Below are 23,679 nucleotides of genomic sequence, written 5' to 3' on the forward strand. Positions count from 1 at the left end.
GCGAAGTTTGCCATAAACGCTGGCGTTTGGCCCATTCTCCCTTCACCGCCCCTATGAAATAGGGGCGGTCGCGCTAACCGAATTCATTCAGGGTTCTACCTGTCCCCATTGCTTACCCAGGCGCTTGTCGGAAATCGGCACCTTGGTGCCCAACTGCTGGGCGAACAGCGACACCCGATACTCTTCCAGCCACCAGCGATACAGCTCCAACTGCGGATCGCGCTTGCCTTCCTGGGCGTGTTTGCTCGCGCGGGCCTGGTACTGAGCCCAGAGGTTTGACAGCTCGCCACTCCAGACCCGGTCTTTCTGCACCTGGCTGCCGAGTTTCTCGAAACGTTGCTCGACGGCCTTGAGGTAGCGCGGCAGTTCCTTGAGCCACTGATGCGGCGTTTCACGCACGAAGCCCGGGTACACCAAATGGCTGAGCTGCTGCTTGATGTCGTTCAGGGCCACGGCTTGGGCCAGGTCGATCTTGCCCTTGAAACGCTTTTGCAAGCCGTGCCAGAGCTTGAGGATGTCCAGCGTCAGCTTCGCCAGGCGTTCGGCGTGTTCGGTCCAGCCGCCACGCTTGCGGTCGGCCAGGGCCGCCAGTGCGGCGCCGTCACGGGGCAGGCTCGGCTCGCCTTCGAGCACGCAGCTGTCGAGGCTGGCGAGCAGAATGTCCTCCACCAGGCCGTCGATGCGGCCCAGGTCGCGGTACAGCAGGCCCAGCTCCGTCAGGCCTGGCAGCTTGCCACGGAGGAACTTCGCCGGTTCGGCCAGTTGCTGCATCAGCAAGCGCTGCAAGGCGCGACGGTGCTGGAACTCGGCTTCGGCCGGCGTCGGGAAACGCCCTTCCTTGACCACGCCGCCCTCTTCCACCAGCGCCGGATACACCGTCATCGACAACCCGGCGATCTTCTGCTGGGTTTTCTCCGCCACCGGCGCAAAGACTTTCGCCTCCACCGGCGCCTGGCTTTTCGCCGTTTGCGGTACGGCCAACGCGGCCTGGCTGGCTTCGGCAAAACGCGCCGTCAGCTCGGCCAGGTCACGTCCTTCGCCGAGAAACTTGCCCTGGCCGTCGACGATTTCCAGATTCATGCGCAGGTGGCTCTCCACCTGCTGCGCCGCTTCGGCCCAAGCTTCGTCGCTGACCCGCGCGCCGGTCATGCGCAACAACTCGCGCCCCAGCGCCTGGAGCAACGAGCCCTCGGCGAATGTCATGCGTTGCAGCGCGGCCTTGACGAAGTCCGGCACCGGTACGAAGTTCTTGCGCAGGGCCTTGGGCAGGTTGCGCACCAGGGCAATGCACTTGGCTTCGATCATTCCCGGCACCAACCACTCCAGGCGCTCCGGCGGCAACATCGGCAGCAGCGGTGCCGGCACGCGCAAGGTCACGCCATCGCGCGGGTGGTTGGGCTCGAAGTGGTAGCTCAACGGCAAGGTCAGCTCGCCGACGCGCAAGGTGTCGGGGTATTGAGCGGCCGTTACCTCGCTGGCCTCGCGCGCCAGCACGTCTTCTTCGCGCATGATCAGCAATTGCGGATCTTTCTGGCTGTTGATCCGATACCAGCTATCAAAGGTCGCAGTCTGGTGGATCTCCGCGGGCAGGCGCGCATCGTAGAACGCGAAGAGGGTTTCCTCGTCCGCGAGGATGTCACGCCGGCGCGCCTTGGCTTCCAGCTCGTCAAGTTGTTCCAGCAGGCGGGTGTTGGCGCTCAGGCACTTGGCCTTGGACTGGATCTCGCCACGCACCAGCGCTTCGCGGATGAACAGCTCGCGGGACACCTCCGGGTCCACCGGACCGTAATGCACCGGCCGGCGACCAACGACGATCAAGCCGAACAAGGTGATCTGCTCGTACGCCACCACCTGCCCGCGCTTCTTCTCCCAATGGGGCTCGAAATGATTTTTCTTGATCAGGTGCCCGGCCAGCGGTTCGATCCAGTCCGGTTCGATCTTCGCCACCATGCGCGCGTACAGCTTGGTGGTTTCCACCAGCTCGGCGGTCATCAGCCATTGCGGACGCTTCTTGCCCAAGCCTGACGACGGGTGAACCCAGAAACGCCGTTGACGAGCGCCGAGGTAATCGCCGTCTTCGGTCTTCTGGCCGATCTGGCTCAGCAGGCCCGAGAGCACCGCTTTGTGCAGTTTCGGGTAATCAGCCGGATCTTTGTTGAGGCTCAGCTGCATGTCGCGGCAGATCAGGCTCAACTGGCGATGGGAATCGCGCCACTCGCGCAGGCGCAAGTAATTGAGGAAATTCTTCCGGCACCAATTGCGCAACGGGCTTGCCGTCAGGGCTTGGCGCTGCTCTTCAAAACCGCGCCATAGATTGACCAACCCGGCGAAGTCCGAGTCCGCATCCTTCCATTGAGCGTGGGCCTGGTCGGCCGCTTGCTGACGTTCCGGCGGGCGCTCGCGCGGGTCCTGGATCGACATGGCGCTGGCAACGATCAACACTTCCTGGAGGCTGCCCAGTTTTGCCGCTTCCAGCAGCATGCGGCCCATGCGCGGGTCCACCGGCAGCCGCGCCAACTGCCGACCCAACGGCGTCAACTGGCTGTTGCGGTCCACCGCCGAGAGTTCTTGCAGCAGGTTGAAACCGTCGCTGATAGCCTTGCCGTCCGGCGGCTCGATGAACGGAAAGTCGGTGATCTCGCCGAGGCGCAGGTGCAGCATCTGCAGGATCACCGCCGCCAGGTTGGTGCGCAGAATCTCGGGGTCGGTAAATTCCGGCCGGCCGAGGAAATCTTCTTCGCTGTACAGTCGAATGCAAATCCCCGGCTCGACCCGCCCGCAGCGGCCCTTACGCTGGTTGGCACTGGCCTGGGAAATCGCTTCGATGGGCAGGCGCTGGACCTTGGCGCGATAGCTGTAGCGGCTGATGCGCGCGGTGCCGCTGTCGATCACGTAGCGGATGCCCGGCACGGTCAGCGAGGTTTCGGCGACGTTGGTCGCCAGCACTACGCGCCGACCTGGGTGGGACTGGAAAATCCGCTGTTGCTCGGCCGGCGACAGGCGTGCGTACAACGGTAGGATCTCGGTGTGCTTGAGCTGGGCCTTGCGCAGCATGTCCGCGGCGTCACGAATCTCCCGCTCGCCCGGCAGGAACACCAGCACATCGCCAGGGCTGCGGCGCTCGCTACGTTCGTAGGCGGCGATTTCATCGAGAGTGGCGAGGATCGCCTGGTCGACGGTCAAGTCGTCTTCGACCCGGTTGCCCTCCTCGTCCTGCTCCAGGGTCAGCGGGCGGTACCAGGTTTCAACCGGGAAGGTGCGGCCCGAGACTTCGACGATCGGCGCATCATCGAAGTGCTTGGAGAAGCGCTCCAGGTCAATGGTCGCCGAGGTGATGATGACCTTCAGGTCAGGACGACGCGGCAGCAGGGTCTTGAGGTAGCCGAGCAGGAAATCGATGTTGAGGCTGCGTTCGTGGGCTTCGTCGACGATGATCGTGTCGTAGCGCTCGAGGTAGCGGTCGTTCTGGGTTTCGGCCAGCAGGATGCCGTCGGTCATCAACTTGATGAGGGTGTTGGCGTCGCTCTGGTCCTCGAACCGCACCTGATAACCGACCAGCGCGCCCAACGGAGTGCCCAGCTCCTCGGCGACGCGGCTCGCCACGCTGCGGGCAGCGATCCGGCGCGGCTGGGTGTGGCCGATCAAGCCATGCTGGCCGCGACCGATTTCCAGGCAGATCTTCGGTAACTGCGTGGTCTTACCCGAGCCGGGCTCGCCGGCGATGATCAACACCTGGTGCTTGAGCAGCGCCTCTTTGATTTCGTCGCGCTTGGCGGCAATCGGCAAATTGTCGTCGTAGCGAATCACCGGCAGGCTTGCCTTGCGCGCCAACACCTGATCGCAGGACGCTTGCATGCGCGTCACCCACTGGGCCAACTTGGCCTCGTCAGGCTTCTTGCGCAGCTCGAGCAACTGCCGCCGCAACCGGTTACGGTCGGCGAGCATGGCGTGATCAAGGTTTTTCAACAGTTTGTCGATAGCGGGGGCTTGGTCAGTCATCAGGTACGCAAGGGGAATAGGAGCAGCGGCAAGTTTCAAGCTGCAAGCTGCAAGTTGCAAGCTGCACAGGCCTGAAACTCAAAACTTGCCGCTTGAAGCTTGAAGCTTGAAGCTTGAAGCTGCTTCTACCCCTTACGCCGATACGGGAACACGTCGATCACCTTCCCTGCCCGAATCGCCTCTTGCAGGCTTTTCCAGTAGTCGGCGTTGTACAGCTCGCCATGCAACTGGTCGAACAGCTTGCGCTGTCCGGCGTCGGCGAACAGGAAGGGGGGGAACTCCTCGGGGAAGACATCCAGCGGCCCGATGGAATACCAGGGCTCGGACGCCATTTCGTCTTCCGGCGTGCGCGGCTGGGGGATGTGGCGAAAGTTGGCTTCGGTCAGGAAACAGATTTCATCGTAGTCATAGAACACCACGCGGCCATGGCGGGTCACGCCGAAGTTCTTGAGCAACATGTCGCCCGGGAAGATGTTGGCGGCCGCCAACTGCTTGATCGCCAGGCCATAATCCTCCAGCGCCTCGCGCACCTGGGCTTCGTTGGCGTTTTCCAGGTAAAGGTTCAGCGGCGTCATCCGGCGTTCAGTCCAACAGTGGCGGACCAATACCGTGTCGCAGTCCACCGACACCGTGGACGGTGCCACCTCCAGCAGTTCCTCCAGGCATGCTGGCTCGAACTTGCTCAAGGGAAAGCGGAAATCGGCGAACTCCTGGGTATCGGCCATGCGTCCGACCCGGTCGACACTTTTCACCAGCCGGTATTTCTCGATGACCGTGGCCCGGTCGACGTTTTTCGACGGCGAAAATCGGTCCTTGATGATCTTGAACACGGTGTTGAAGCCCGGCAGGGTAAACACGCTCATGACCATGCCGCGCACGCCGGGCGCCATGATGAACTGGTCGTCGGTGTTCGCCAGGTGATTGATCAAGGCCCGATAGAACTCCGACTTGCCATGCTTGTAGAAGCCGATGGATGTATACAGCTCGGCAACGTGCTTGCCCGGCAGGATGCGCTTGAGAAAGCCGACGAATTCCGCTGGCACCGGCACGTCCACCATGAAATACGAACGGGTGAAGGAGAAGATGATCGACACCTGCGCCTCATCGGTGATCAGCGCGTCGATCTGGATACCCCGGCCTTCGCGGTGCAGCAAAGGAATCACCAGCGGCCATTGGTCGTCCCGGGTGTAGATGCGCCCCACCAGGTAAGCGCCCTTGTTGCGATAAAGCACCGAGGAGAACAATTCCACCGTCAGCTCGGGGTCTTTGCAGACCCAGTCCGGCAGGTTGTCGCGCAGTTGGGTTTCGAGGCGCTTCAGGTCACCGGGCAGGTCGGCGTAGTCTTCGCTGAAGCGATAATCGGCGAACATCTGCGCCAGCATCTTGTCCAGCTGCCCTTCGGGTTTATAGGTACGAGTCTGGGCGGCGCGGGCACGACGCAGGCTCGGCCGGGTCGTGTGAATGAACATCGTGCCGTCGCTGATCAGGTCATGACTGAACAGGCCGCAAAAAATCGAGTTGTACCAGGTCTCGGACAACTCATCGTCGAAGCGCAGGTCGATCAGGCTGATGTAGGCGCTTTTCACCAGGGGCCAGCAACCGACATCCATCAGGGCTTCGGCAGCGAAGGCCTCGCGCAGCCTGGCCACGGTTTCGAAGACTTTTTCTTCGTACAAGCTGATGCGCGCCGCCGAAGCCGCCTGCGCCTCTTGCCATCGCGCCTGCTCGAACCGGGCGCGGGCACCGTCGGTGATCTGCCGGAAATGCTCACGATAATCGTCGAAGCCGTCGAGGATCGAACGGGCGATATCGGTGGCGGGCCATGGCTGCGACATAGGGAAAACCTCGGCGGGTCATGCTTGTTATTGGCGACTGAGCTTAGAGGCCAATTGCGCGGCAACGCAACCATTGCCATTGGTCTTGGGGGCGGCGACACTTGCGACCCCATCAAGGAAGGAAATCCCCGTGAACCCCGTCGATATCTTGCGTTTGCTATCACTGGCCGCCATCTGGGGGGCGAGTTTCCTTTTCATGCGCATTATTGCCCCGGTAATTGGCACGATTCCCACGGCGTTTTTTCGCGTTTCCATCGCCTTCGTCGGACTGCTGGTGATCCTCGCGCTGATGCGTATCGATTGGAATTTCCGCGGCAAACTGAAAATCGTGATGGTGCTGGGCCTGATCAACTCCGGCATTCCGGCGACCTTTTATTCCCTGGCCGCACAAGTCCTGCCGGCCGGGTACTCGGCGATCTTCAACGCCACCACACCGCTGATGGGGGTGTTGATCGGCGGGTTGTTCTTCAGTGAAAAACTGACCCTGGCCAAGGTCAGCGGCGTGTTCCTTGGGCTCTTCGGCGTCGGCATCCTGACCGGCGCCGGCCCGGTGGCTTTCGACCTGCAATTGCTGATGGGCGCCCTCGCCTGCCTGCTCGCCACCACCTGCTACGGTTTTGCCGGTTTCCTCACCCGTCGCTGGCTCGATCACCAAGGCGGGCTGGACAGTCGCTTGTCGGCTTTGGGCAGCATGTTTGGCGCCACGGTTTTTCTGCTGCCGCTGTTTGGCTACAGCGTCATCAGCCAACCACCGGCCAGTTGGGGCGGTTGGAGCGTCTGGCTGTCGCTGCTGGGATTGGGGCTGGTGTGCACGGCGCTGGCGTACATTCTTTATTTCCGCCTGCTCAGTTCCATCGGCCCGGTCAAGTCCATGACCGTGACCTTCCTGATCCCGCCGTTCGGCGTGCTGTGGGGGGCGCTGTTGTTGGATGAGCCGTTGGGAATGGCGCACCTGTATGGCGGAGTGTTGATTGCCGCGGCGTTGTGGCTGGTGCTCAAGCCTGGAGCGGCGAAACCGATTGAGGTTTCTGCCCGCTAATCTTTCGGCGAACCTGAAAATGCCATCGCGAGCAGGCTCGCGATGGCATTGGTCCGACAGGAATCAGCTAGCGACTCTTACGAAACACAAACACCAACCCGATGATAATCAGCACCATCCCCAGCAAGCTCAACAACGCCAGCCGGTTGCCAAATACCAAGTAGTCCATGATCGCTGTCACCGCCGGCACCAGGTAGAACAGACTGGTCACGTTGACCAGATTGCCCCGGGCGATAAGCCGATACAGCAGCAAGGTCGCCAGCACCGATACCACCAACCCCATCCACAGCACCGGCACGATGAAACCCATGCTGTGTTCGAAGTGAAACGGCTGGAACGGCACGAACACCGCGCACAGGATGAGCCCGGCCAGGTATTGCACCGGCAGGGTGCCGAGCGGATTGTCGGTGATGCGCTTCTGCATGATCGAACCCGCCGTCATGCTCACCAGCGCCAGCAACCCGCAGAGCATGCCCGCCAGGGACATGCCCGCCAGGCCGATGCCTTGGTACACCACCATCACCAGTCCAACCAAGCCCAGCGCCAGGCCGAACATTCGTTGCCAGGAACGTTGACGCTCCATGAGCACCACGGTGAGGATCGGCTGTACACCCATCAGCGTGGCCATCACGCCGGGGGTAACGTTCAATTGCAGCGCCAGCAGATAGAAAATCTGATAGGCCCCCAACAACACCAGGCCGGTCGCCGCCGCATACAGCATCGGCTTGCCGGGCCGTGGCAGCTTGAACTTCAGCAAGGGGATCAACAGCACCAACGCACACAACGCGATAGCGAAACGGATCAGTAGGAAAGCGAACGGTGACGCATGGGCCAGGCCCAATTTTGAAAAGATCGCCCCGCTGCTCCACAGCAAAACGAACAGGCTCGTGGAAGCCGTCGCCAATAAGGCGTTTTTGGAAAAGGAAAACATGAAAACCACCTGTAGTCAGGCAAAAAGCCAACTCAGCCGAAGCTGAAATCCAGTCGTTTTTTCAGGCGGGCACAGGGAACGGCAGCCGTTGCCGGTCAGCCCTGAACGCCAACACCCGGCGGTGATACGCAGGCGTATACCGAAGAGCGACTGACAGGTGGGGGGTATTGACCGATCTGCTCAGACGGCGGGTTCCCGCACGGCACGACGCCAGCGTTGGACGCTGGAACCACAACCGCGGTGAACGGGAATGCAGGCATGAGCCGATCTCTTGGAAGGTGGGTTTGAAAACCCGGAGAGCGCTGACTATAACCAGCGCCCTATGAACTACGCAATGTTTAAACAAACAACCAATAGCCCAGCGCCGTCAACACGGCCACCGCCAGCACGGGCCGCATCACCCGGTAGGCCTTGGGGTGCTTGCGCTTGAAGTGCTTGACCCGGCCGCTGATGCCGTCGCTGAACGACTTGCTCCAGGCATAGGCCCGGTTGATGCCGCCGACGTGCTCATCGTCCAGGTTCTGCGGTGCGGTGGCGCGTCCGAGGAAGGCGCTGATGGCGCGGTTGAAGCGAGTCATCAACGGATTTTTCAGGGGCCGCTCGACATCACAGAAGAGGATCACGCGAGTCTGCGGCGTTTCGTTCTTGACCCAGTGCACATAGGTTTCATCGAACATGACGTCTTCGCCGTCGCGCCAGGCATAAATCTGCCCGTCGACGAAGATCCGGCAATCGTCGGAATTGGGCGTGGACAGTCCCAAGTGATAACGCAGCGACCCGGCGAACGGATCGCGGTGAGGATTCAGGTGGCTGTCGCCCGGCAGCAGCGCGAACATCGCGCCTCGCACACTGGGGATCCGATTCACCAGCTCGACGGTTCTGGGGCACAACAGCTCTGCCGAAGACAGCGGTTTGTCGTACCACTTGAGGTAGAAACGCTTCCAGCCCTTCTTGAAGAACGAACCGAAACCAGCGTCGTTGTTTTTCTCCGCGGCGCGGATGTAACCCTCGTCGAACAGGTGCATGGCTTCGTCGCGGATCACCTGCCAGTTGTCCTTGAGCACATCCAGTTCGGGGAACTTGCTGCGATCCAGGTACGGCTTGGCAGGCACCCCGGAAAACAGATACATCAAGGCGTTATAGGGGGCGAACAACGCAGAGTGATTGACGAACTGGCGCAACACCGGCAAACGCGCCTTGCCACGCAAATGCACAAACAGCGTACTGCCCAGGAACAGCAGCAACACAGAGGCCTTGGCGACAAACGAAATGGTCATTTTTCAACTCCTTGTCTAAATGCAACTTGCGCAACGCCATCAGCCCGACGTGCGGCCGGCCATGCTAAATATCCTCGTCCAGATGAAACATCGGCAGACGCGACATTCACTGTTGAGGATTACGCAACAAAGCCCTTGTTAACATGCGTCAGCTGAACCTTGGCTGACGCACCGAACGATCTCCAATCTTGTGCTCAAAATGGCGAGGTGCTTTCGTGGCGAGGGAGCTTGCTCCCGCTGGCGTGCAAAGCGCGCCCCTGCGATTTGGCGACCCAGGTTAATCCCAGGCGCCTGCTACGCAGTCGAGCGGGAGCAAGCTCCCTCGCCACGGAAAGCTCCGTACGCCACACACTGCCTACGGTTACTGCTGAGTCTCCTGCTCGGTAAACAAGTCGCTGAACAGCATGCTCGACAGGTAGCGTTCGCCCGAGTCCGGCAGGATCACGACGATCGTCTTGCCCTGCATTTCCGGTTTTTCCGCCAGGCGCACAGCCACTGCCATCGCCGCGCCGCAGGAGATGCCGCAGAGAATCCCCTCTTCCTGCATCAAGCGCAGGGCCATGGCCTTGGACTCATCGTCGGTGACCCGCTCGACCTGGTCCACGATCGACAGATCGAGGTTCTTCGGTACGAAACCCGCACCGATCCCCTGGATTTTGTGAGGACTGGGCTTGATCTCCTGCCCCGCCATCACCTGGGTAATCACCGGCGACGCTTCGGGCTCTACCGCCACGGACAGGATCGGTTTGCCGCAGGTGTTCTTGATATACCGCGAAACACCGGTAATGGTTCCGCCGGTCCCCACGCCCGCGACCAGCACATCGACGGCGCCGTCGGTGTCGTTCCAGATTTCCGGACCGGTGGTTTTCTCGTGGATGGCCGGGTTGGCCGGGTTATCGAACTGCTGCGGCATGAAGTATTTCGACGGGTCGCTGGCGAGGATTTCGGCGGCTTTCTCGATGGCGCCTTTCATGCCCTTGGCCGGCTCGGTGAGCACCAGTTCCGCGCCCAAGGCCTTGAGCACCTTGCGCCGCTCGATGCTCATGGACGCCGGCATGGTCAGCATCAGTTTATAGCCACGGGCAGCCGCCACGAACGCCAGGCCGATCCCGGTGTTGCCCGAGGTGGGCTCGACGATCGTCATGCCAGGCTTGAGTTTGCCCGAGCTTTCAGCGTCCCAGATCATGTTCGCGCCGATCCGGCACTTGACCGAATAACCCGGGTTGCGCCCTTCGATCTTGGCCAGGATGGTCACACCACGAGGGGCGATGCGGTTGATCTGCACCAGCGGCGTATTGCCGATGGAATGGGCGTTGTCAGCGTATATACGACTCATGACCGGGTCCTTAATGCAGAGGGAATTTAGCGCTTTAAGGTAAGCCTGTTGCCTAAGGGCGTCCAGTTGCACCGAACGTTCCCGCTGTGACGACAGTCAATGGTTTTAACAACGGAGACTACTGACATGAAGCGTCGATACAGCTGGCCACTGTGGGCCTTCGTCGCCATCGTTGCGCTACTGGTGGCCCTGCATTTCGCCTTGCCTTACCTGGTGCGCAACTACCTGAACGACAAATTGGCCGACATGGGCAGTTACCGTGGCCAAGTGACCGATGTCGACCTGGCCCTCTGGCGCGGTGCCTATCGGATCAACGGCCTGCGAATCGTCAAGGTTGACGGCAAGGTCCCGGTGCCATTCGTCGATGCGCCACTGGTCGACTTGTCCGTGAGCTGGCACTCACTCTGGCATGACCACGCGGTCGTGGCCGAGGTGGAGTTCGCCCATCCCGAAGTGAACTTCGTCGACGGTGGCGCCAACCGACAAAACTCCCAGACCGGCCAAGGCACCGACTGGCGCGAGCAGTTGAGCAAGCTGATGCCCATCACCCTCAACGAGGTGCGGATCAACGATGGCAAGGTGACCTTCCGCAACTTCAACTCCAAGCCGCCGGTCAACCTGCGGGCCACCAACGTGAATGCCACCTTCCATAACCTGACCAACGTGGTCGACACCGAAGGCAAGCGCGACGCCCGCTTCGAGGGCAAGGCCCTGGTGGCCGAACATGCGCCACTGGAAGTCCAGGCCACGTTCGACCCGCTGAGCGACTTCGAGGACTTCGATTTCCGCCTGCGGGCCAGGAACATCGAACTCAAACGACTGAACGACTTCGCCGCGGCCTACGGCAAGTTTGACTTCAACGCGGGCCACGGCGACCTGGTGGTCGAAGCCGAAGCCAACAACGCCAAGCTCAGCGGCTATATCAAGCCGCTGCTGCGCGACGTGGATGTGTTCGACTGGCAGCAGGACGTGGAAAACGAGAAAAAGAACATCTTCCGCTCCGTCTGGGAAGCGTTGGTCGGAGGGGGTGAAACCGCCCTCAAGAACCAGCGCAAAAACCAGTTTGCCACCCGCGTGGAACTCAGCGGCAACGTCCACCAACAGGACATCGGTGCGTTCGAAGCCTTCCTGCAGATCTTGCGCAACGGTTTCGTCCAGGCGTTCAATGCCCGCTACGAGCAACCGCCGCCCTCCGAGGATTAAGGCTTGCGGGTGACGGTGTAGCGGCCGCTCTGCTCCGCCGCCGCCACGGCTGTGGTGCGTTGCAGCGAGTCCCAGCCCAGGCAGGCCAGGGCCAGCGAACGCGGCACCGCCTCGCGGCCGCTGCTGTAGCGACTGATGCTGCGGGCGCTGACCCCCAGCGCTTCGGCCGCCTGGTTCAACGGCAAGCCGGTGCGGGCGCGCCAACTGATGAAGATGCGGGTGTTTTCATCCTCGGCATTCTGCGCCAGCGCATCCAGGTACAAAGTGTCGGCGCCGATCTGGATATCCAGCGCCGGCCACTCGACGCTCCAGCCGTCGTCACCCAGCACCGCGCCTTCAAACGCGCCCTCCTCCAGCAAAGGTCGCAGGCCCGGAAAATGTTGCACATCGGCGCTCAGGTCCAGCGTCAGTCGTTGACCGTCGATGAACGTCAGTTCGAGACTGAACGGTAATAAAGGCTGCACGGCCAATAGCCGCGGTCGTTTCATGGGTAGCATCGCTGCCAATCCTCCAGCAGTTGCGCCTGGTGGGCCCTGACCCACTCCAACGACCAACACATGGCTTACGTGTAGCGCACTTGTGGCGAGGGAGCTTGCTCCCGCTGGGCTGCGAAGCGGCCCTAAAAGCCTGCGAGCGCTGCGCACTCGAGCGGGAGCAAGCTCCCTCGCCACAAGTGCGGCTGATCGTTAGAAAAATATGAATTCGGAAATGTATCGCCAAATTGGCGATATGCAATACTGGCAAGACGCCGAGACTGAGTCAACATGTGACGCCCCATTCAGAGACTGAATACAGCGTCTGCGTTCACAGTCAGCGGGGGCTCGCGTTATAGTCGGGCACGCTATCTATTTCGCGCGCCTCGCCTCGCCGGGCCGGCGACACCGTTCGAGGAAATACCGATGAAGTTCGAAGGCACCCGCGCCTACGTGGCCACCGATGACCTGAAACTGGCCGTGAACGCCGCCATCACCCTGGAGCGGCCGCTGCTGGTCAAGGGCGAACCGGGCACCGGCAAGACTATGCTGGCCGAACAACTGGCCGAGTCCTTCGGCGCGCGCCTGATCACCTGGCACATCAAGTCCACCACCAAGGCCCACCAAGGCCTGTACGAGTACGATGCGGTCAGTCGCCTGCGGGACTCGCAGTTGGGCGTGGACAAAGTCCATGACGTGCGCAACTACCTGAAGAAAGGCAAGCTCTGGGAAGCGTTCGAGTCCGAGGAACGGGTCATCCTGCTGATCGACGAGATCGACAAGGCCGACATCGAGTTCCCCAACGACCTGCTGCAAGAGCTCGACAAGATGGAGTTCTACGTCTACGAGACCGACGAAACCATCAAGGCCAAGCAGCGCCCGATCATCATCATTACCTCCAACAATGAAAAAGAACTGCCGGACGCCTTCCTGCGCCGCTGCTTCTTCCACTACATCGCCTTTCCCGACCGCGTTACCCTGCAAAAGATCGTCGATGTGCATTACCCAGACATCAAGAAAGACCTGGTCAGCGAAGCGCTGGACGTGTTTTTCGACGTGCGCAAGGTGCCGGGCCTGAAGAAAAAACCTTCCACCTCCGAACTGGTGGACTGGCTCAAGCTGCTGATGGCCGACAACATCGGCGAAGCGGTGCTGCGCGAGCGTGATCCGACCAAGGCCATTCCGCCGCTGGCGGGCGCCCTGGTCAAGAACGAACAGGACGTGCAATTGCTCGAGCGCCTGGCGTTCATGAGCCGTCGCGGCACTCGCTGACCCTCTTCGTCTAACAAGAGCGAGGGCGATTGCCATGCTGCTTAACCTGTTCAATGAGATGCGCGCCGCCAAGGTGCCCGTGTCGGTGCGTGAGTTGCTGGACCTGATCAACGCGCTGAAACAGCGGGTGATCTTTGCCGACATGGATGAGTTCTATTACCTGTCCCGAGCGATCCTGGTGAAGGACGAACGGCATTTCGACAAGTTCGACCGGGCGTTTGCCGCCTACTTCAACGGCCTGGAAAAACTCGACGATCATCTCCAGGCGCTGATTCCCGAAGACTGGTTGCGCAAGGAGTTCGAGCGCTCGCTGACCGATGAAGAACGGGCACAGATCCAGTCCCTCGGTGGCCTGGACAAGCTGATCGAAGAGTTCAAGAAACGCCTGGAGGAACAGAAGGAGCGCCACGCCGGCGGCAACAAGTGGATCGGTACCGGCGGCACCAGCCCGTTCGGTTCCGGCGGTTTCAACCCCGAGGGCATCCGTGTTGGCGACGCCGGCAAGCGCCAGGGCAAGGCCGTGAAGGTCTGGGACCAACGCGAATACAAGAACCTCGACGACCAGGTCGAACTGGGCACCCGCAACATCAAGATCGCCCTGCGTCGCCTGCGCAAATTTGCTCGCCAGGGTGCGGCCGAAGAGCTGGACATCGACGGCACCATCGACCATACCGCCCGGGACGCCGGCCTGCTGAACATCCAGATGCGCCCCGAGCGACGCAACACCGTCAAGCTCTTGCTGCTGTTCGACATCGGCGGCTCGATGGATGCCCACGTGAAGATCTGCGAGGAACTGTTCTCGGCCTGCAAGACCGAGTTCAAGCACTTGGAGTACTTCTACTTCCACAACTTCGTCTACGAATCAGTGTGGAAGAACAACCTGCGCCGCACCTCGGAACGCACCTCGACCCAGGATCTGCTGCACAAGTACGGTGCCGACTACAAAGTGATCTTCATCGGCGATGCCGCCATGGCCCCTTACGAGATCACCCAGGCCGGCGGCAGCGTCGAGCACTGGAACGAAGAAGCCGGTTATGTGTGGATGCAGCGCTTCATGGAGAAATACAAAAAGCTCATCTGGATCAATCCGTACCCGAAGGACACCTGGGGTTATACCGCCTCGACCAACATAGTCCGTGAATTGGTCGAGGACCGGATGTATCCGCTGACGTTACGGGGCTTGGAAGAAGGGATGCGGTTTCTCTCCAAATAAGCGCTTCGCGCCAGTGATGACTCTTCGCGATCCCGTCGGATCGCGAAGCCTTCAGCCCCTCAAGAACGCCTGAAGACATTCAACCTGCTGCCGATGCGCAACCTCCTGCACCACTGGCCGCAACCGCACCGGCGTCCCTGGCAGGCATTGCGCCAGCCGGGCCAGGGACAGCGGTGTCAGGGCACCCAGGCGCGGATAGCCGCCGATGGTTTGCCGATCGTTGAGCAGCACGATCGGCTGGCCGTCCGGCGGCACCTGCACGGCACCGAGCGGAATGCCCTCGGAAATCATCGCCGGCCCCTGATATTCCAGCGCCGTGCCCAGCAAGCGCATGCCCATGCGATCGGCGCGACTGTCCAGCGTCCACACAGTGTTGAACGCATCGAACAGGCTGCGTCCGCTGAACGCACCATTCTGCGCCCCGAGGATCAGGTCCAGCGGCTGCGCTTGCTGAAAATCTGGAATCAACGCGTGCGGCATGGGCCGAGGCGTCGCCGCGCCTGAATAACTCAAGTGTTCGCCGCGACTCAACGCCCGCCCCCGCCCGTCCAGGCCACCGAATTCCTCGCGCACCACCGTCGCCCGGCTGCCCAGCACCGCGGGCGCGTCGAACCCGCCGGGCGCCGCCAGGTAAGCCCGGGCGCCAAGCACCGGCTGGGTGAGCGCCAGGGTCTGGCCTCGGCGCAGGCTAAAAAACCGCCACGACGCCACCGCCTGGCCATCCACCCGCGCCCCCAGATCAGCCCCGGCCAGCGCAAGCACGCAATCTTCCTCGGCCACCACGGTAAAACCGCCGAGGGTGATTTCCACCACTGCCGCGTCCTGCGCATTGCCCAGCATCCAATTGGCCCAGCTCATCGACAGCCAATCCGCCGCGCCGCCCTGGGTCACGCCCAAATGCCTTACGCCGAAACGGCCGGTGTCCTGCAACAGGCACAGCGGTGTGCTGGCCTCGATCAACAAACGACTCATGCCTGGGCCTCCAACGGGCTATCGTCGCCGCCCAGGGCGATGAATTCAGCGTGATCGATGGCGGCAAAACGCACCGTGTCGCCGGGTCGCATCAAGCTGTAGCCGTCGCGCTCACGGTCGAACAGTTTGGCCGGGGTGCGACCGATCAGGTTCCAGCCGCCGGGCGAGACCACCGGATATGCCGCCGTCTGGCGCTCGGCGATCCCGACGCTGCCCGCCGCGACGCGTTTGCGCGGTGTATCGAGGCGCGGCGCGGCCAGTTCTTCGTCAACCAGCCCCATGAAGGCGAAGCCCGGCGCGAAACCCAGGGCAAACACTTGGTACTCACGCTCGGTGTGGCGACGGATCACTTGCTCCACCGTCAACCCGCTGCGGCTCGATAGCAGGACCAGCTCAGGCCCGACGCTAAGGTCGTACCACACCGGCAACACATGGCATTGACCGACGGAGCCGGCGTCCGGCGAAAGATTGTTCAGCGCTTCGCCGATCAGCTCGCGAGCCTGGGTCGGCGTCAGGGCCAGCAAATCGTAATGCACCATCAGCGTGGTATAGGACGGCACAAGGTCGATCAAATCGCCGGCAAAAACCTCACGCAAACGCTCGCTGGCGGCGAGCATCCACGGCATGTTGGTCTCGGCGATCTCGTCGAACAGGCGAACCATCAGGCAGTCCACCGCCACCACTTCCAAGCGCGGCTTCATGGCGCGCTCTGCCCATCCAGGGCCTGGCGGATACGCTGCACGGCGGCTACGGAACTGGCGTTGTCGCCATGCACGCACAAGGTGTTGGCGTGCAGATTCAAGGGGCTGCCATCGCTGGCCGTTAGCGCATCGCCGCGGGCGATGGTCAGGGCCTGCCCGATGATGATCTCGGAATCGTGATGCACCGCCCCAGGCAATTGCCTGGAAACCAGGTGACCGGCACTGTCATAGGCTCGGTCGGCGAAAGCCTCGAACCACAAGGTCAGGCCGTATTCATCGCCCAGGGCCTGGGCGGCGCCGTTGTCCCGAGTCGCCATCAGCATCAGCGGCAATTGCCGATCATAAGCGGCGACTGCCTGGATTACCGCGCGCAGTTGCGCCGGGTTGGCCATCATGTCGTTGTACATCGCGCCGTGGGGTTTGACGTAGCTGACCCGACCGCCTTGGGCGCGGCAGATACCGTCGAGGGCGCCGATCTGATAGTGCAGCAGGTCCTGCAATTCCTGGGCGCCATAGGCCATGGAACGTCGGCCGAAGCCCGCCAGATCCTGATAGGCCGGGTGCGCGCCGATCCGTACGCCATGGCTCAGGGCCAGGCTGACAGTCTTGCGCATGATGCTCGGGTCGCCAGCATGGAAGCCGCAGGCGATGTTGGCACAATCGATAAAGGGCATCACCTCGGCGTCCAGACCCAGGGTCCAGTTGCCGAAGCTTTCGCCGATGTCGCAATTCAATAGCAGGCGGTTCACGGTGAACGCTCCTGTAGGCTCTTTCTTTTTAGCTATGGGGCATTTGGCCCCACAGGTTATCAGTTACTCGGCTTCCAACTGCTTGCCTTGGGTTTCCGGCAGGCTCAGGGCCGCGAGGATCACCACTCCGTAGGACACCGCCGCGAACGCACCGATACCGACGCTCAACGGCACCTTTTGGCTGAGAATACCGATCAGCAGGGGGAACAGTGCGGCCACCGCCCGGCCAATGTTGTAGCAGAAGCCCTGTCCCGATCCGCGAATGCGCGTGGGGAACAGTTCGGTGAGGAACGACCCCATGCCGCTGAACATGCCCGAAGCAAAGAAACCCAAGGGGAAGCCCAGCCACAGCATCACGTTGTTGCTTACCGGCACCTGGGTGTACAGCAGCACGATGGTGAAGGAACCGACGGCAAACAGGACGAAATTTTTCTTGCGTCCGAGGATGTCGGACAAATAAGCGCTAATGACGTAACCCACGTAAGAGCCGACGATCACCATCGCCAGGTAGCCACCGGTACTCAGGACGCTCAAGCCGCGCTCGTTTTTCAGGAAAGTCGGCAGCCAGGAGGTGATGGCGTAGTAGCCACCCAGCGCGCCAGTGGTCAGCAGCGAGGCTCGAATCGTCGTGAACAGAATGCCGGGGGCAAAAATCTCGTAGAACTTCGCCGGGTTCTCGGGCGTCAGCCGGGCCTTGGTCTGGTTGTAGATTTCCGGATCCTTGACCAACCGGCGGACGAAAATCACAAACACTGCCGGCACGATGCCGAGGATGAACAACGCGCGCCAAGCGTCTTCCGGCGGCAAGACCGAGAACAACAGCGCATATAGAATTGCCGTCATGCCCCAGCCCAGTGCCCAGCCCGATTGCACCATGCCCACCGCCTTGCCACGGTCCTTGGCGCGGATCACCTCGCCCATCAACACCGCGCCGGCGGTCCACTCGCCACCAAAGCCGAAGCCCATCAATGTGCGGGCGATCAACAGCTGTTCGTAGTTCTGGGCGAAGCCGCAGAGGAAGGTAAAGAAGGCGAACCACAACACCGTCAGCTGCAAGGTGCGCACCCGGCCGATGCGGTCCGAGAGAATGCCCGCGACCCAACCGCCGATGGCCGAAGCGATCAGCGTGCTGGTGTGGATCAGCCCCGCTTCACCGGTGGTGATGCCCCACATGGCGATCAGCGTCGGCACCACGAAACTGAGCATTTGCGTGTCCATGCCGTCCAGGGCATAACCGATCTTGCAGCTCCAGAACGTGCGCCGTTCCTGCTGGTTGATGTTGCGGTACCAGTCGAACGGGCCGGAACGGGCCTGCGGCTGGGGGACGCCGAGCGTGTCGGGTGCACTCATGGTGGTTCTCCACGGTTTTATTGTTGTGAGTCTCGACGACGCTGGCGTGGAGACCGTTGCCCCGATTCTTGAGCGCGCAGCCGATCCCGTCCAACGAATAAAACCTTGGCCGGGTCATAAGAAAAATTTGATTGGGCGGAGCATCGCCAGGAAAGGCGGACCGTTTCTGTGGCGAGGGAGCTTGCTCCCGCTGGTCTGCAAAGCAGACCCAAAACGGCCGGGCATCATCAACCTGACACTGCGCAGCGTCTGGTTTCGGGGCCGCTGCGCGCTGGAGCGCCAGCCCGGCCCAGCGGGAGCAAGCTCCCTCGCCACGAAAAGCGCTGTCAGAGCCCGCGCAGGTCGCGCTCTTCGATTGGCCGGCTCTGGCGCAGGCGCTTGCCGCCCAGCACGACCCAGTCGATCAGGCGGAACAGGCATTCCAGGCCGAACGACAGCAACATCGCGCCGCTGATGCCCCAGATCATCGCCTCGGGGGTCAGCAGGATCTGGTAGCTGTAGCCATTCCAGGTTTCCTTGCGGATGTCCGGATCGGCAGCCAGGGCCACCTGCAGCAAGCGGATGTACCACGGGCCTTGCATTGCCTGGAACTGCTTGTCCAAGGCCTGCTGGCGCACGAGCAAAGTGTTCAGGCTGTCGGCATCGCTGCGAAAGATCGGGTCTTCGCTGGCGCGGTAATGCGCTACCAGGGCTTGCATGTCGCCCTTGAAAAACTGATTCGCGGTGCCCTGGAACCCTTGCAGGCCAGTCTGCGCCTCGATCAGGTGGGCCTCGACCCGCTTGGCATAGTCGCTGACAAAGCCTGGCACCTGGACCCCGACCAGCAGGCCCACCGCGAACAACACCAACCGTAGATAACTGAGCAACATAGCGTGACGTCCTTATTCGGTCCGGCCGTGGCTGACGCATTCGCCGCGTCGCCACAGGCTCCATTGGCCCGGTTCGTAGCGGGTCCAGGTTTCGTTTTCAGTCAGGGGTTCGGTGGCAATCACCGTGACCACGTCGTTGGGCGTGGTTTCGGCCTGGAAGTCGACAATCACGTCGACATCCTTGAGCCGCGCCGGGCCGAACGGCGCCCGCCGGGTGATCTGCGCCAGTTTGGTCGAGCAATAGCAGAACAGCCAGTCACCGTCGCTGAGCAGGCAATTGAACACGCCTTTGCTGCGATATTCGCTGCAGGCTTCGATCAACGATGGCAATAACTGCTCCACGTCCACCGGTTCCGGAAAGGCTTGGCGCACCCGGTTGAGCAAATCACAGAATGCCGCTTCGCTGTCGGTATCGCCCACGGGGCGGTAGAAGCTCACGCCCGGCTGGAAATCGGCGAGCTGGCCGTTGTGGGCGAAACACCAGTTGCGCCCCCACAACTCGCGCACGAACGGGTGGGTGTTGGACAGGCAGACCTTGCCGACGTTGGCCTGGCGGATGTGCCCGATCACCACTTCGCTCTTGATCGGATAGCGCTGCACCAGATTTGCCACTTCCGACTCGCTGCTCGCGGCCGGGTCCTGGAACAGGCGCAAGCCGCGGCCTTCATAGAAGGCGATTCCCCAGCCATCGCGATGCGGTCCGGTCTTGCCCCCGCGTTGCATCAACCCGGTGAAACTGAACACGATGTCGGTCGGCACATTGGCACTCATGCCCAATAATTCACACATGCTCGAACCCTCAAAGGAATGGGAGGCCTGGCTACAGGCGCGGTTCGATACGCGAACGCTGAGGGTTGCTCGGCACGGGCGGGCGACCGTAGCGGTCATCGCCGGCGACGCCGAACGGCGGTTCGTCGTCAGGCTCGGCTGCCTCGGCGGCTTTCGCGGCGGCCGCTCGCTCCTTGCGGGCATTTGAAGCACGTTCGATAGGGAAGCGGATCAGCACGACAATCAGGTAGAGGCCGAAGGCGATCATGCCGTACATGAGCAGGTCCGACGCTGCGCGCCAGACATTGTTGCCAACCTTGAACAGCACATCCAGGGCGACAATTGCCAGCGCCGGTGCAACCTTTTCCTTCACCGGGTCGACGATGGTCGGGCTGAACAGCAGCACCGCCATCAACAGCCGCAGCGGCTCGCGCAACCAGCGCCACATGAAGCGGGTCATGCGCATCCATACCAGCAGGCAGCCCAAGGCGGCGAAGGCGTAGAGGCCCCAGGCAATCAGATAGTCGTTCTCGGTCATGGTGTCCATGGCAAGGCAGGCAAAGAGGCGCTTATAGTAACGGCTTTTCGCTCGTCAGGCTGCCCCGGCGTCTGCCCCTTGGCTGGCGTGGTGAGTTTTTCGGTCCGGCAACAGAACTGACGTCACCGGCCCCTTGTCCCTTTTTGTATCCAGCCCGAGAGTTTTTTTCATGCCCCTATCCGCCCACGTTCCCGACGCACCGATTGCCCGCAAGGACGCCGGTGTCGACCCGTATGCCTGGCTGCAGGAGCGCGACACCGACGCCGTGCTCGAATACCTCAAGGCCGAAAACCGTTATCAGGAAACCCGACTCGCCGATCAGGCCGAATTGCGCGAAACGCTGTTCCAGGAAATCAAGGGACGGATCCTCGAGACCGACCTGTCCCTGCCCTCGCCCTGGGGCCCGTATCTGTATTACACCCGCACCACGGCCGGTGACGAATACCCGCGCCATTATCGCTGCCCGCGTCCGGCCGACGACAGCCTGACCGTCGATGAAAGTCATGAACAACTCTTGCTGGACCCGAATGCGCTGGCCGGCGGTGGGTTCTTTTCCCTGGGTGCGTTCAGCATCAGCCCCGACCATCAGCGCCTGGCCTACAGCCTGGATACCACGGGCGATGAGATCTACACCCTGTTCGTGAAGGAATTGTCCAACGACAAGGTCAGCGAACTCTCCTTCGAAAACTGCGACGGCAGCATGACCTGGGCCAACGACAGCCTGACGCTGTTCTTTGGCGAACTGGACGACACCCACCGCCCGCACAAGCTGCTGCGCTATCGTCTGGACGGCACCGCCGCCGAAGAGGTGTTCCATGAGCCGGACGGGCGTTTCTTCCTGCACTGCTACCGTTCGAGTTCGCAGCGCCAGCTGATCTTGTCCCTGGGCAGCAAGACCACCAGCGAGATCTGGGTGCTGGACGCCACGCAACCGCAACTGCCGTTTACCTGCCTGGCGCCACGGGTCGAGCACCATGAATATGATGTCGATCACGGCTTACTCGACGGTCAATGGACCTGGTTCATCCGCAGCAACCGCGACGGCATCAATTACGCGCTGTACCAGGCCGCCGATACGGGCGAAGCGCCGACCGAGGCCGACTGGCAGAACCTGATCCCCCACAGCGACACAGTGATGATCGATGGCCTGAGCCTGAACGCCAGCGCAATGACGTTGAGCCTGCGCGAAGGCGGCCTGCCGATCATCGAAGTTCATCCACATGGCTTGCCGGCATATCGGGTGCAGTTGCCGGACGCGGCCTACAGCCTGCATGTACAGAACAGCCTGGAATTCGTCAGCGAGCGGATTCGCCTGCGCTACGAGGCCCTGAACCGTCCGGCGCAAATCCGTCAGCTAGACCTGGCCAGCGGCGCACAAGTCGTGCTCAAGCAAACCCCGGTGCTGGGTCCGTTTGACGCCGATGCCTACGTTAGCCAGCGGCTCTGGGCGACCGCACCGGACGGCACGCAGGTGCCCATCAGCCTGGTGGTCAAGCGTGAAGCCCTCGGCCAGCCGGTGCCGCTGTATCTGTATGGCTACGGCGCCTATGGCGAGAGCCTCGACCCGTGGTTTTCCCACGCGCGGCTGAGCCTGCTGGACCGTGGCGTGGCGTTTGCGATCGCCCATGTACGCGGCGGCGGCGAGCTGGGAGAAGCCTGGTACCGCGCCGGCAAGCAAGAGCACAAACACAACACCTTCAGCGACTTCATCGCCTGCGCCGAACACCTGATCGCCGAGGGCTTCACCACGGCCGATCAGTTGGCAATCAGCGGTGGTAGCGCCGGTGGCCTGTTGATCGGCGCGGTGCTCAATCAGCGCCCCGAGCTGTTCAAGGTCGCAATTGCCGAAGTGCCCTTCGTCGATGTGCTCAACACCATGCTCGACCCCGAGCTGCCGTTGACCGTCACGGAATACGACGAGTGGGGCAATCCCGAAGAGCCGCAGGTCTATGATCGGATCAGGGCCTACGCCCCCTATGAAAACGTTCGCGCCCAGGCGTATCCGGCGATGCTGGTGATCGCCGGCTACAACGACAGCCGCGTGCAATATTGGGAAGCGGCGAAATGGGTGGCCAAACTTCGGGCCACCAAGACCAATGACAACCCGCTGCTGCTCAAGACCGAATTGGGCGCCGGCCACGGTGGAATGAGCGGTCGTTATCAGGGATTGCGTGACGTAGCGCTCGAATATGCATTTGTCCTGAAGGTTTTGGGACGGGCCTGAGGAACTCTGTGGGATGGCCGGGTCTTAGCTCCATTGGCCCAGGCATCCCATCTGTTCTCTCCCAGGCAAGGCTGACCCTGTAAACACAAGAAAAGACCGTGACGACATGTCAGAACCGACTTTACTGAACAACCAGATTCGCGATTGGCTGATGGACTGCGGCTTGTTCGACCAATTGCTGCCCGTCGACTTCGCCGCGGCGGCGGGTTATTTCAGCGTCAGCACCATCGCCCAAGGCGAAGCGATTTTTCGCGAGGGCGATGCCGGCAGCTTCATGTGCATCCTTCACACCGGCCAAGTGGCCGTACAAAAAACCGGCCCTGACGGCCAACCCGTCACCATCGCTACACTGCGCAGCGGCCGGGCGTTCGGCGAGATGGCCGTGCTCGACGGCGAACGGCGTTCGGCCAGTTGCATTGCAGCCACTGACTGCCAGTTGCTGAACCTGGGCAAGGACTCCCTGGAAAAAATGCTCAACGACGCGCCGAAGATTGCTGCCAAGATCATCCGCGCCCTCGCCGTCTCCCTGTCCAAGCGCCTGCGCATGGCCGACGGGCAATTGCTCTCGCAGCAGGTCTAGCCTCCAGGCGACTTGACCTTCGGCGGCTTAGGCTCCAGGCCCGGTATCGGTTGGTCCTTTGGCGGCCTGGGCATTTCGATCGGCGGCAACAAGGGCGGGCCGCCACTTCCGGGGCCGGCCTTGGGTACGCCACTGGGCGCGACCGGCGGGTACGGCATGGGCGTGGCGGTGCCGGGCGAACCGGGAATGCTCGGCGGCGATACCGGAATCGTCGGTTGCTGGGCCTGTGCATAACTTATCGAGAGCGCCGCCACGGCAATGGCCGTTAGAATGCTGCACTTCATCAATGGCTCCATGGCTATTGTCTGCTTTGAGGCTAGTCCCTACCGGGCAAGTCTGCCCCTTCCCAT

20 protein-coding genes are annotated in these 23,679 nt (G+C 61.8%); 6 read left to right on the plus strand and 14 right to left on the minus strand.

Going from position 1 to position 23,679, the window contains the following annotated elements; genetic code table 11:
* Positions 1-87: 87 nt before the first annotated feature.
* Both hrpA and aceK read right to left on the minus strand, forming a co-directional pair.
* Positions 88-3,999: an ATP-dependent RNA helicase HrpA gene (gene hrpA, locus HU806_RS21240; protein WP_186614069.1), complete on the minus strand. Its 3,912-nt coding sequence runs from the start codon at positions 3,997-3,999 to the stop codon at positions 88-90.
* 125 nt (positions 4,000-4,124) lie between these two features.
* The gene (gene aceK / locus HU806_RS21245) at positions 4,125-5,834 is read right to left on the minus strand and encodes a bifunctional isocitrate dehydrogenase kinase/phosphatase (protein ID WP_186614071.1); all 1,710 of its coding nucleotides are present in this window, start codon (positions 5,832-5,834) and stop codon (positions 4,125-4,127) included.
* Between the two features lie 130 nt (positions 5,835-5,964).
* Here aceK and HU806_RS21250 point away from each other — a divergent pair, with 130 nt between their 5' ends.
* Entirely contained in the window at positions 5,965-6,873 is a 909-nt protein-coding gene (locus HU806_RS21250; RefSeq protein WP_186614073.1) for an EamA family transporter, read from the plus strand.
* 67 nt (positions 6,874-6,940) lie between these two features.
* On the opposite strand, the gene HU806_RS21255 is transcribed toward HU806_RS21250, so the two are convergent.
* From HU806_RS21255 to cysK, 3 genes are all read right to left on the minus strand, one after another.
* Positions 6,941-7,804 carry a DMT family transporter gene (locus tag HU806_RS21255; RefSeq protein WP_186614075.1) on the minus strand — a complete coding sequence of 288 codons (864 nt, stop codon included), beginning with the start codon at positions 7,802-7,804 and terminating at the stop codon, positions 6,941-6,943.
* A gap of 338 nt (positions 7,805-8,142) precedes the next feature.
* On the minus strand, positions 8,143-9,081 hold the full coding sequence (locus tag HU806_RS21260; RefSeq protein ID WP_186614077.1) for an aspartyl/asparaginyl beta-hydroxylase domain-containing protein: 939 nt from the start codon (positions 9,079-9,081) through the stop codon (positions 8,143-8,145).
* A gap of 361 nt (positions 9,082-9,442) precedes the next feature.
* Complete coding sequence (cysK, locus tag HU806_RS21265; protein ID WP_186614079.1) at positions 9,443-10,417, minus strand: cysteine synthase A; 975 nt, start codon at positions 10,415-10,417, stop codon at positions 9,443-9,445.
* A 126-nt stretch (positions 10,418-10,543) separates the two neighbouring features.
* Here cysK and HU806_RS21270 point away from each other — a divergent pair, with 126 nt between their 5' ends.
* Entirely contained in the window at positions 10,544-11,620 is a 1,077-nt protein-coding gene (locus tag HU806_RS21270) for a DUF748 domain-containing protein (protein ID WP_186614081.1), read from the plus strand.
* Here the strand turns inward: HU806_RS21270 and HU806_RS21275 are convergent.
* Positions 11,617-12,117 (minus strand): DUF2442 domain-containing protein, encoded by a 501-nt coding sequence (locus tag HU806_RS21275; protein ID WP_186614083.1) that lies wholly within the window; start codon positions 12,115-12,117, stop codon positions 11,617-11,619. The two genes, HU806_RS21270 and HU806_RS21275, sit on opposite strands and share 4 nt — an antisense overlap.
* A 402-nt stretch (positions 12,118-12,519) precedes the next feature.
* On the opposite strand from HU806_RS21275, the gene HU806_RS21280 reads away from it, so the two are divergent.
* Positions 12,520-13,365, plus strand: coding sequence for an AAA family ATPase (locus HU806_RS21280; protein ID WP_025212404.1), 846 nt, complete (start codon positions 12,520-12,522; stop codon positions 13,363-13,365).
* A 34-nt stretch (positions 13,366-13,399) separates the two neighbouring features.
* Positions 13,400-14,578: a vWA domain-containing protein gene (locus HU806_RS21285; protein ID WP_003198888.1), complete on the plus strand. Its 1,179-nt coding sequence runs from the start codon at positions 13,400-13,402 to the stop codon at positions 14,576-14,578.
* A 51-nt stretch (positions 14,579-14,629) separates the two neighbouring features.
* Here HU806_RS21285 and HU806_RS21290 read toward each other — a convergent pair whose 3' ends face one another.
* From HU806_RS21290 to HU806_RS21320, 7 genes are all read right to left on the minus strand, one after another.
* On the minus strand, positions 14,630-15,550 hold the full coding sequence (locus tag HU806_RS21290; RefSeq protein WP_186614085.1) for a 5-oxoprolinase subunit C family protein: 921 nt from the start codon (positions 15,548-15,550) through the stop codon (positions 14,630-14,632).
* On the minus strand, positions 15,547-16,251 hold the full coding sequence (gene pxpB, locus HU806_RS21295) for a 5-oxoprolinase subunit PxpB (protein WP_186614087.1): 705 nt from the start codon (positions 16,249-16,251) through the stop codon (positions 15,547-15,549). Before pxpB ends, HU806_RS21290 begins: the two co-directional genes overlap by 4 nt.
* Complete coding sequence (locus HU806_RS21300) at positions 16,248-17,000, minus strand: 5-oxoprolinase subunit PxpA (RefSeq protein ID WP_186614089.1); 753 nt, start codon at positions 16,998-17,000, stop codon at positions 16,248-16,250. Before HU806_RS21300 ends, pxpB begins: the two co-directional genes overlap by 4 nt.
* Positions 17,001-17,063: 63 nt before the next feature.
* Entirely contained in the window at positions 17,064-18,350 is a 1,287-nt protein-coding gene (locus HU806_RS21305) for an MFS transporter (protein ID WP_186614091.1), read from the minus strand.
* A gap of 326 nt (positions 18,351-18,676) precedes the next feature.
* Positions 18,677-19,219 carry a DUF2937 family protein gene (locus HU806_RS21310; RefSeq protein WP_186614093.1) on the minus strand — a complete coding sequence of 181 codons (543 nt, stop codon included), beginning with the start codon at positions 19,217-19,219 and terminating at the stop codon, positions 18,677-18,679.
* A gap of 12 nt (positions 19,220-19,231) precedes the next feature.
* Positions 19,232-20,008, minus strand: coding sequence for a class II glutamine amidotransferase (locus HU806_RS21315; protein ID WP_186614095.1), 777 nt, complete (start codon positions 20,006-20,008; stop codon positions 19,232-19,234).
* Between the two features lie 31 nt (positions 20,009-20,039).
* Positions 20,040-20,534, minus strand: a complete 495-nt coding sequence (locus HU806_RS21320; protein WP_186614097.1) for an MFS transporter — start codon at positions 20,532-20,534, stop codon at positions 20,040-20,042.
* A gap of 160 nt (positions 20,535-20,694) precedes the next feature.
* Here HU806_RS21320 and HU806_RS21325 point away from each other — a divergent pair, with 160 nt between their 5' ends.
* Together HU806_RS21325 and HU806_RS21330 are read left to right on the plus strand one after the other, a co-directional pair.
* Positions 20,695-22,749, plus strand: coding sequence for a S9 family peptidase (locus tag HU806_RS21325; protein ID WP_186614099.1), 2,055 nt, complete (start codon positions 20,695-20,697; stop codon positions 22,747-22,749).
* Positions 22,750-22,855: 106 nt separating this feature from the next.
* Positions 22,856-23,329, plus strand: a complete 474-nt coding sequence (locus tag HU806_RS21330; RefSeq protein ID WP_186614101.1) for a cyclic nucleotide-binding domain-containing protein — start codon at positions 22,856-22,858, stop codon at positions 23,327-23,329.
* Here HU806_RS21330 and HU806_RS21335 read toward each other — a convergent pair.
* Complete coding sequence (locus HU806_RS21335; protein WP_186614103.1) at positions 23,326-23,613, minus strand: hypothetical protein; 288 nt, start codon at positions 23,611-23,613, stop codon at positions 23,326-23,328. The genes HU806_RS21330 and HU806_RS21335 overlap by 4 nt on opposite strands.
* Between the last annotated feature and the right edge of the window lie 66 nt (positions 23,614-23,679).

It is taken from the genome of Pseudomonas sp. SWRI154, from assembly GCF_014268645.1.
GTDB lineage: Bacteria > Pseudomonadota > Gammaproteobacteria > Pseudomonadales > Pseudomonadaceae > Aquipseudomonas > Aquipseudomonas marvdashtae.

Bases quoted from the DNA above. Each gene is read 5' to 3' on its own strand.
- hrpA (WP_186614069.1), bottom strand. From the start codon at position 3,999: ATGACTGACCAAGCCCCCGCTATCGACAAACTGTTGAAAAACCTTGAT.
- aceK (WP_186614071.1), bottom strand. From the start codon at position 5,834: ATGTCGCAGCCATGGCCCGCCACCGATATCGCCCGTTCGATCCTCGAC.
- HU806_RS21255 (WP_186614075.1), bottom strand. From the start codon at position 7,804: ATGTTTTCCTTTTCCAAAAACGCCTTATTGGCGACGGCTTCCACGAGC.
- HU806_RS21260 (WP_186614077.1), bottom strand. From the start codon at position 9,081: ATGACCATTTCGTTTGTCGCCAAGGCCTCTGTGTTGCTGCTGTTCCTG.
- cysK (WP_186614079.1), bottom strand. From the start codon at position 10,417: ATGAGTCGTATATACGCTGACAACGCCCATTCCATCGGCAATACGCCG.
- HU806_RS21270 (WP_186614081.1), top strand. From the start codon at position 10,544: ATGAAGCGTCGATACAGCTGGCCACTGTGGGCCTTCGTCGCCATCGTT.
- HU806_RS21275 (WP_186614083.1), bottom strand. From the start codon at position 12,117: ATGCTACCCATGAAACGACCGCGGCTATTGGCCGTGCAGCCTTTATTA.
- HU806_RS21280 (WP_025212404.1), top strand. From the start codon at position 12,520: ATGAAGTTCGAAGGCACCCGCGCCTACGTGGCCACCGATGACCTGAAA.
- HU806_RS21285 (WP_003198888.1), top strand. From the start codon at position 13,400: ATGCTGCTTAACCTGTTCAATGAGATGCGCGCCGCCAAGGTGCCCGTG.
- HU806_RS21290 (WP_186614085.1), bottom strand. From the start codon at position 15,550: ATGAGTCGTTTGTTGATCGAGGCCAGCACACCGCTGTGCCTGTTGCAG.
- pxpB (WP_186614087.1), bottom strand. From the start codon at position 16,251: ATGAAGCCGCGCTTGGAAGTGGTGGCGGTGGACTGCCTGATGGTTCGC.
- HU806_RS21305 (WP_186614091.1), bottom strand. From the start codon at position 18,350: ATGAGTGCACCCGACACGCTCGGCGTCCCCCAGCCGCAGGCCCGTTCC.
- HU806_RS21310 (WP_186614093.1), bottom strand. From the start codon at position 19,219: ATGTTGCTCAGTTATCTACGGTTGGTGTTGTTCGCGGTGGGCCTGCTG.
- HU806_RS21315 (WP_186614095.1), bottom strand. From the start codon at position 20,008: ATGTGTGAATTATTGGGCATGAGTGCCAATGTGCCGACCGACATCGTG.
- HU806_RS21320 (WP_186614097.1), bottom strand. From the start codon at position 20,534: ATGGACACCATGACCGAGAACGACTATCTGATTGCCTGGGGCCTCTAC.
- HU806_RS21325 (WP_186614099.1), top strand. From the start codon at position 20,695: ATGCCCCTATCCGCCCACGTTCCCGACGCACCGATTGCCCGCAAGGAC.
- HU806_RS21330 (WP_186614101.1), top strand. From the start codon at position 22,856: ATGTCAGAACCGACTTTACTGAACAACCAGATTCGCGATTGGCTGATG.
- HU806_RS21335 (WP_186614103.1), bottom strand. From the start codon at position 23,613: ATGAAGTGCAGCATTCTAACGGCCATTGCCGTGGCGGCGCTCTCGATA.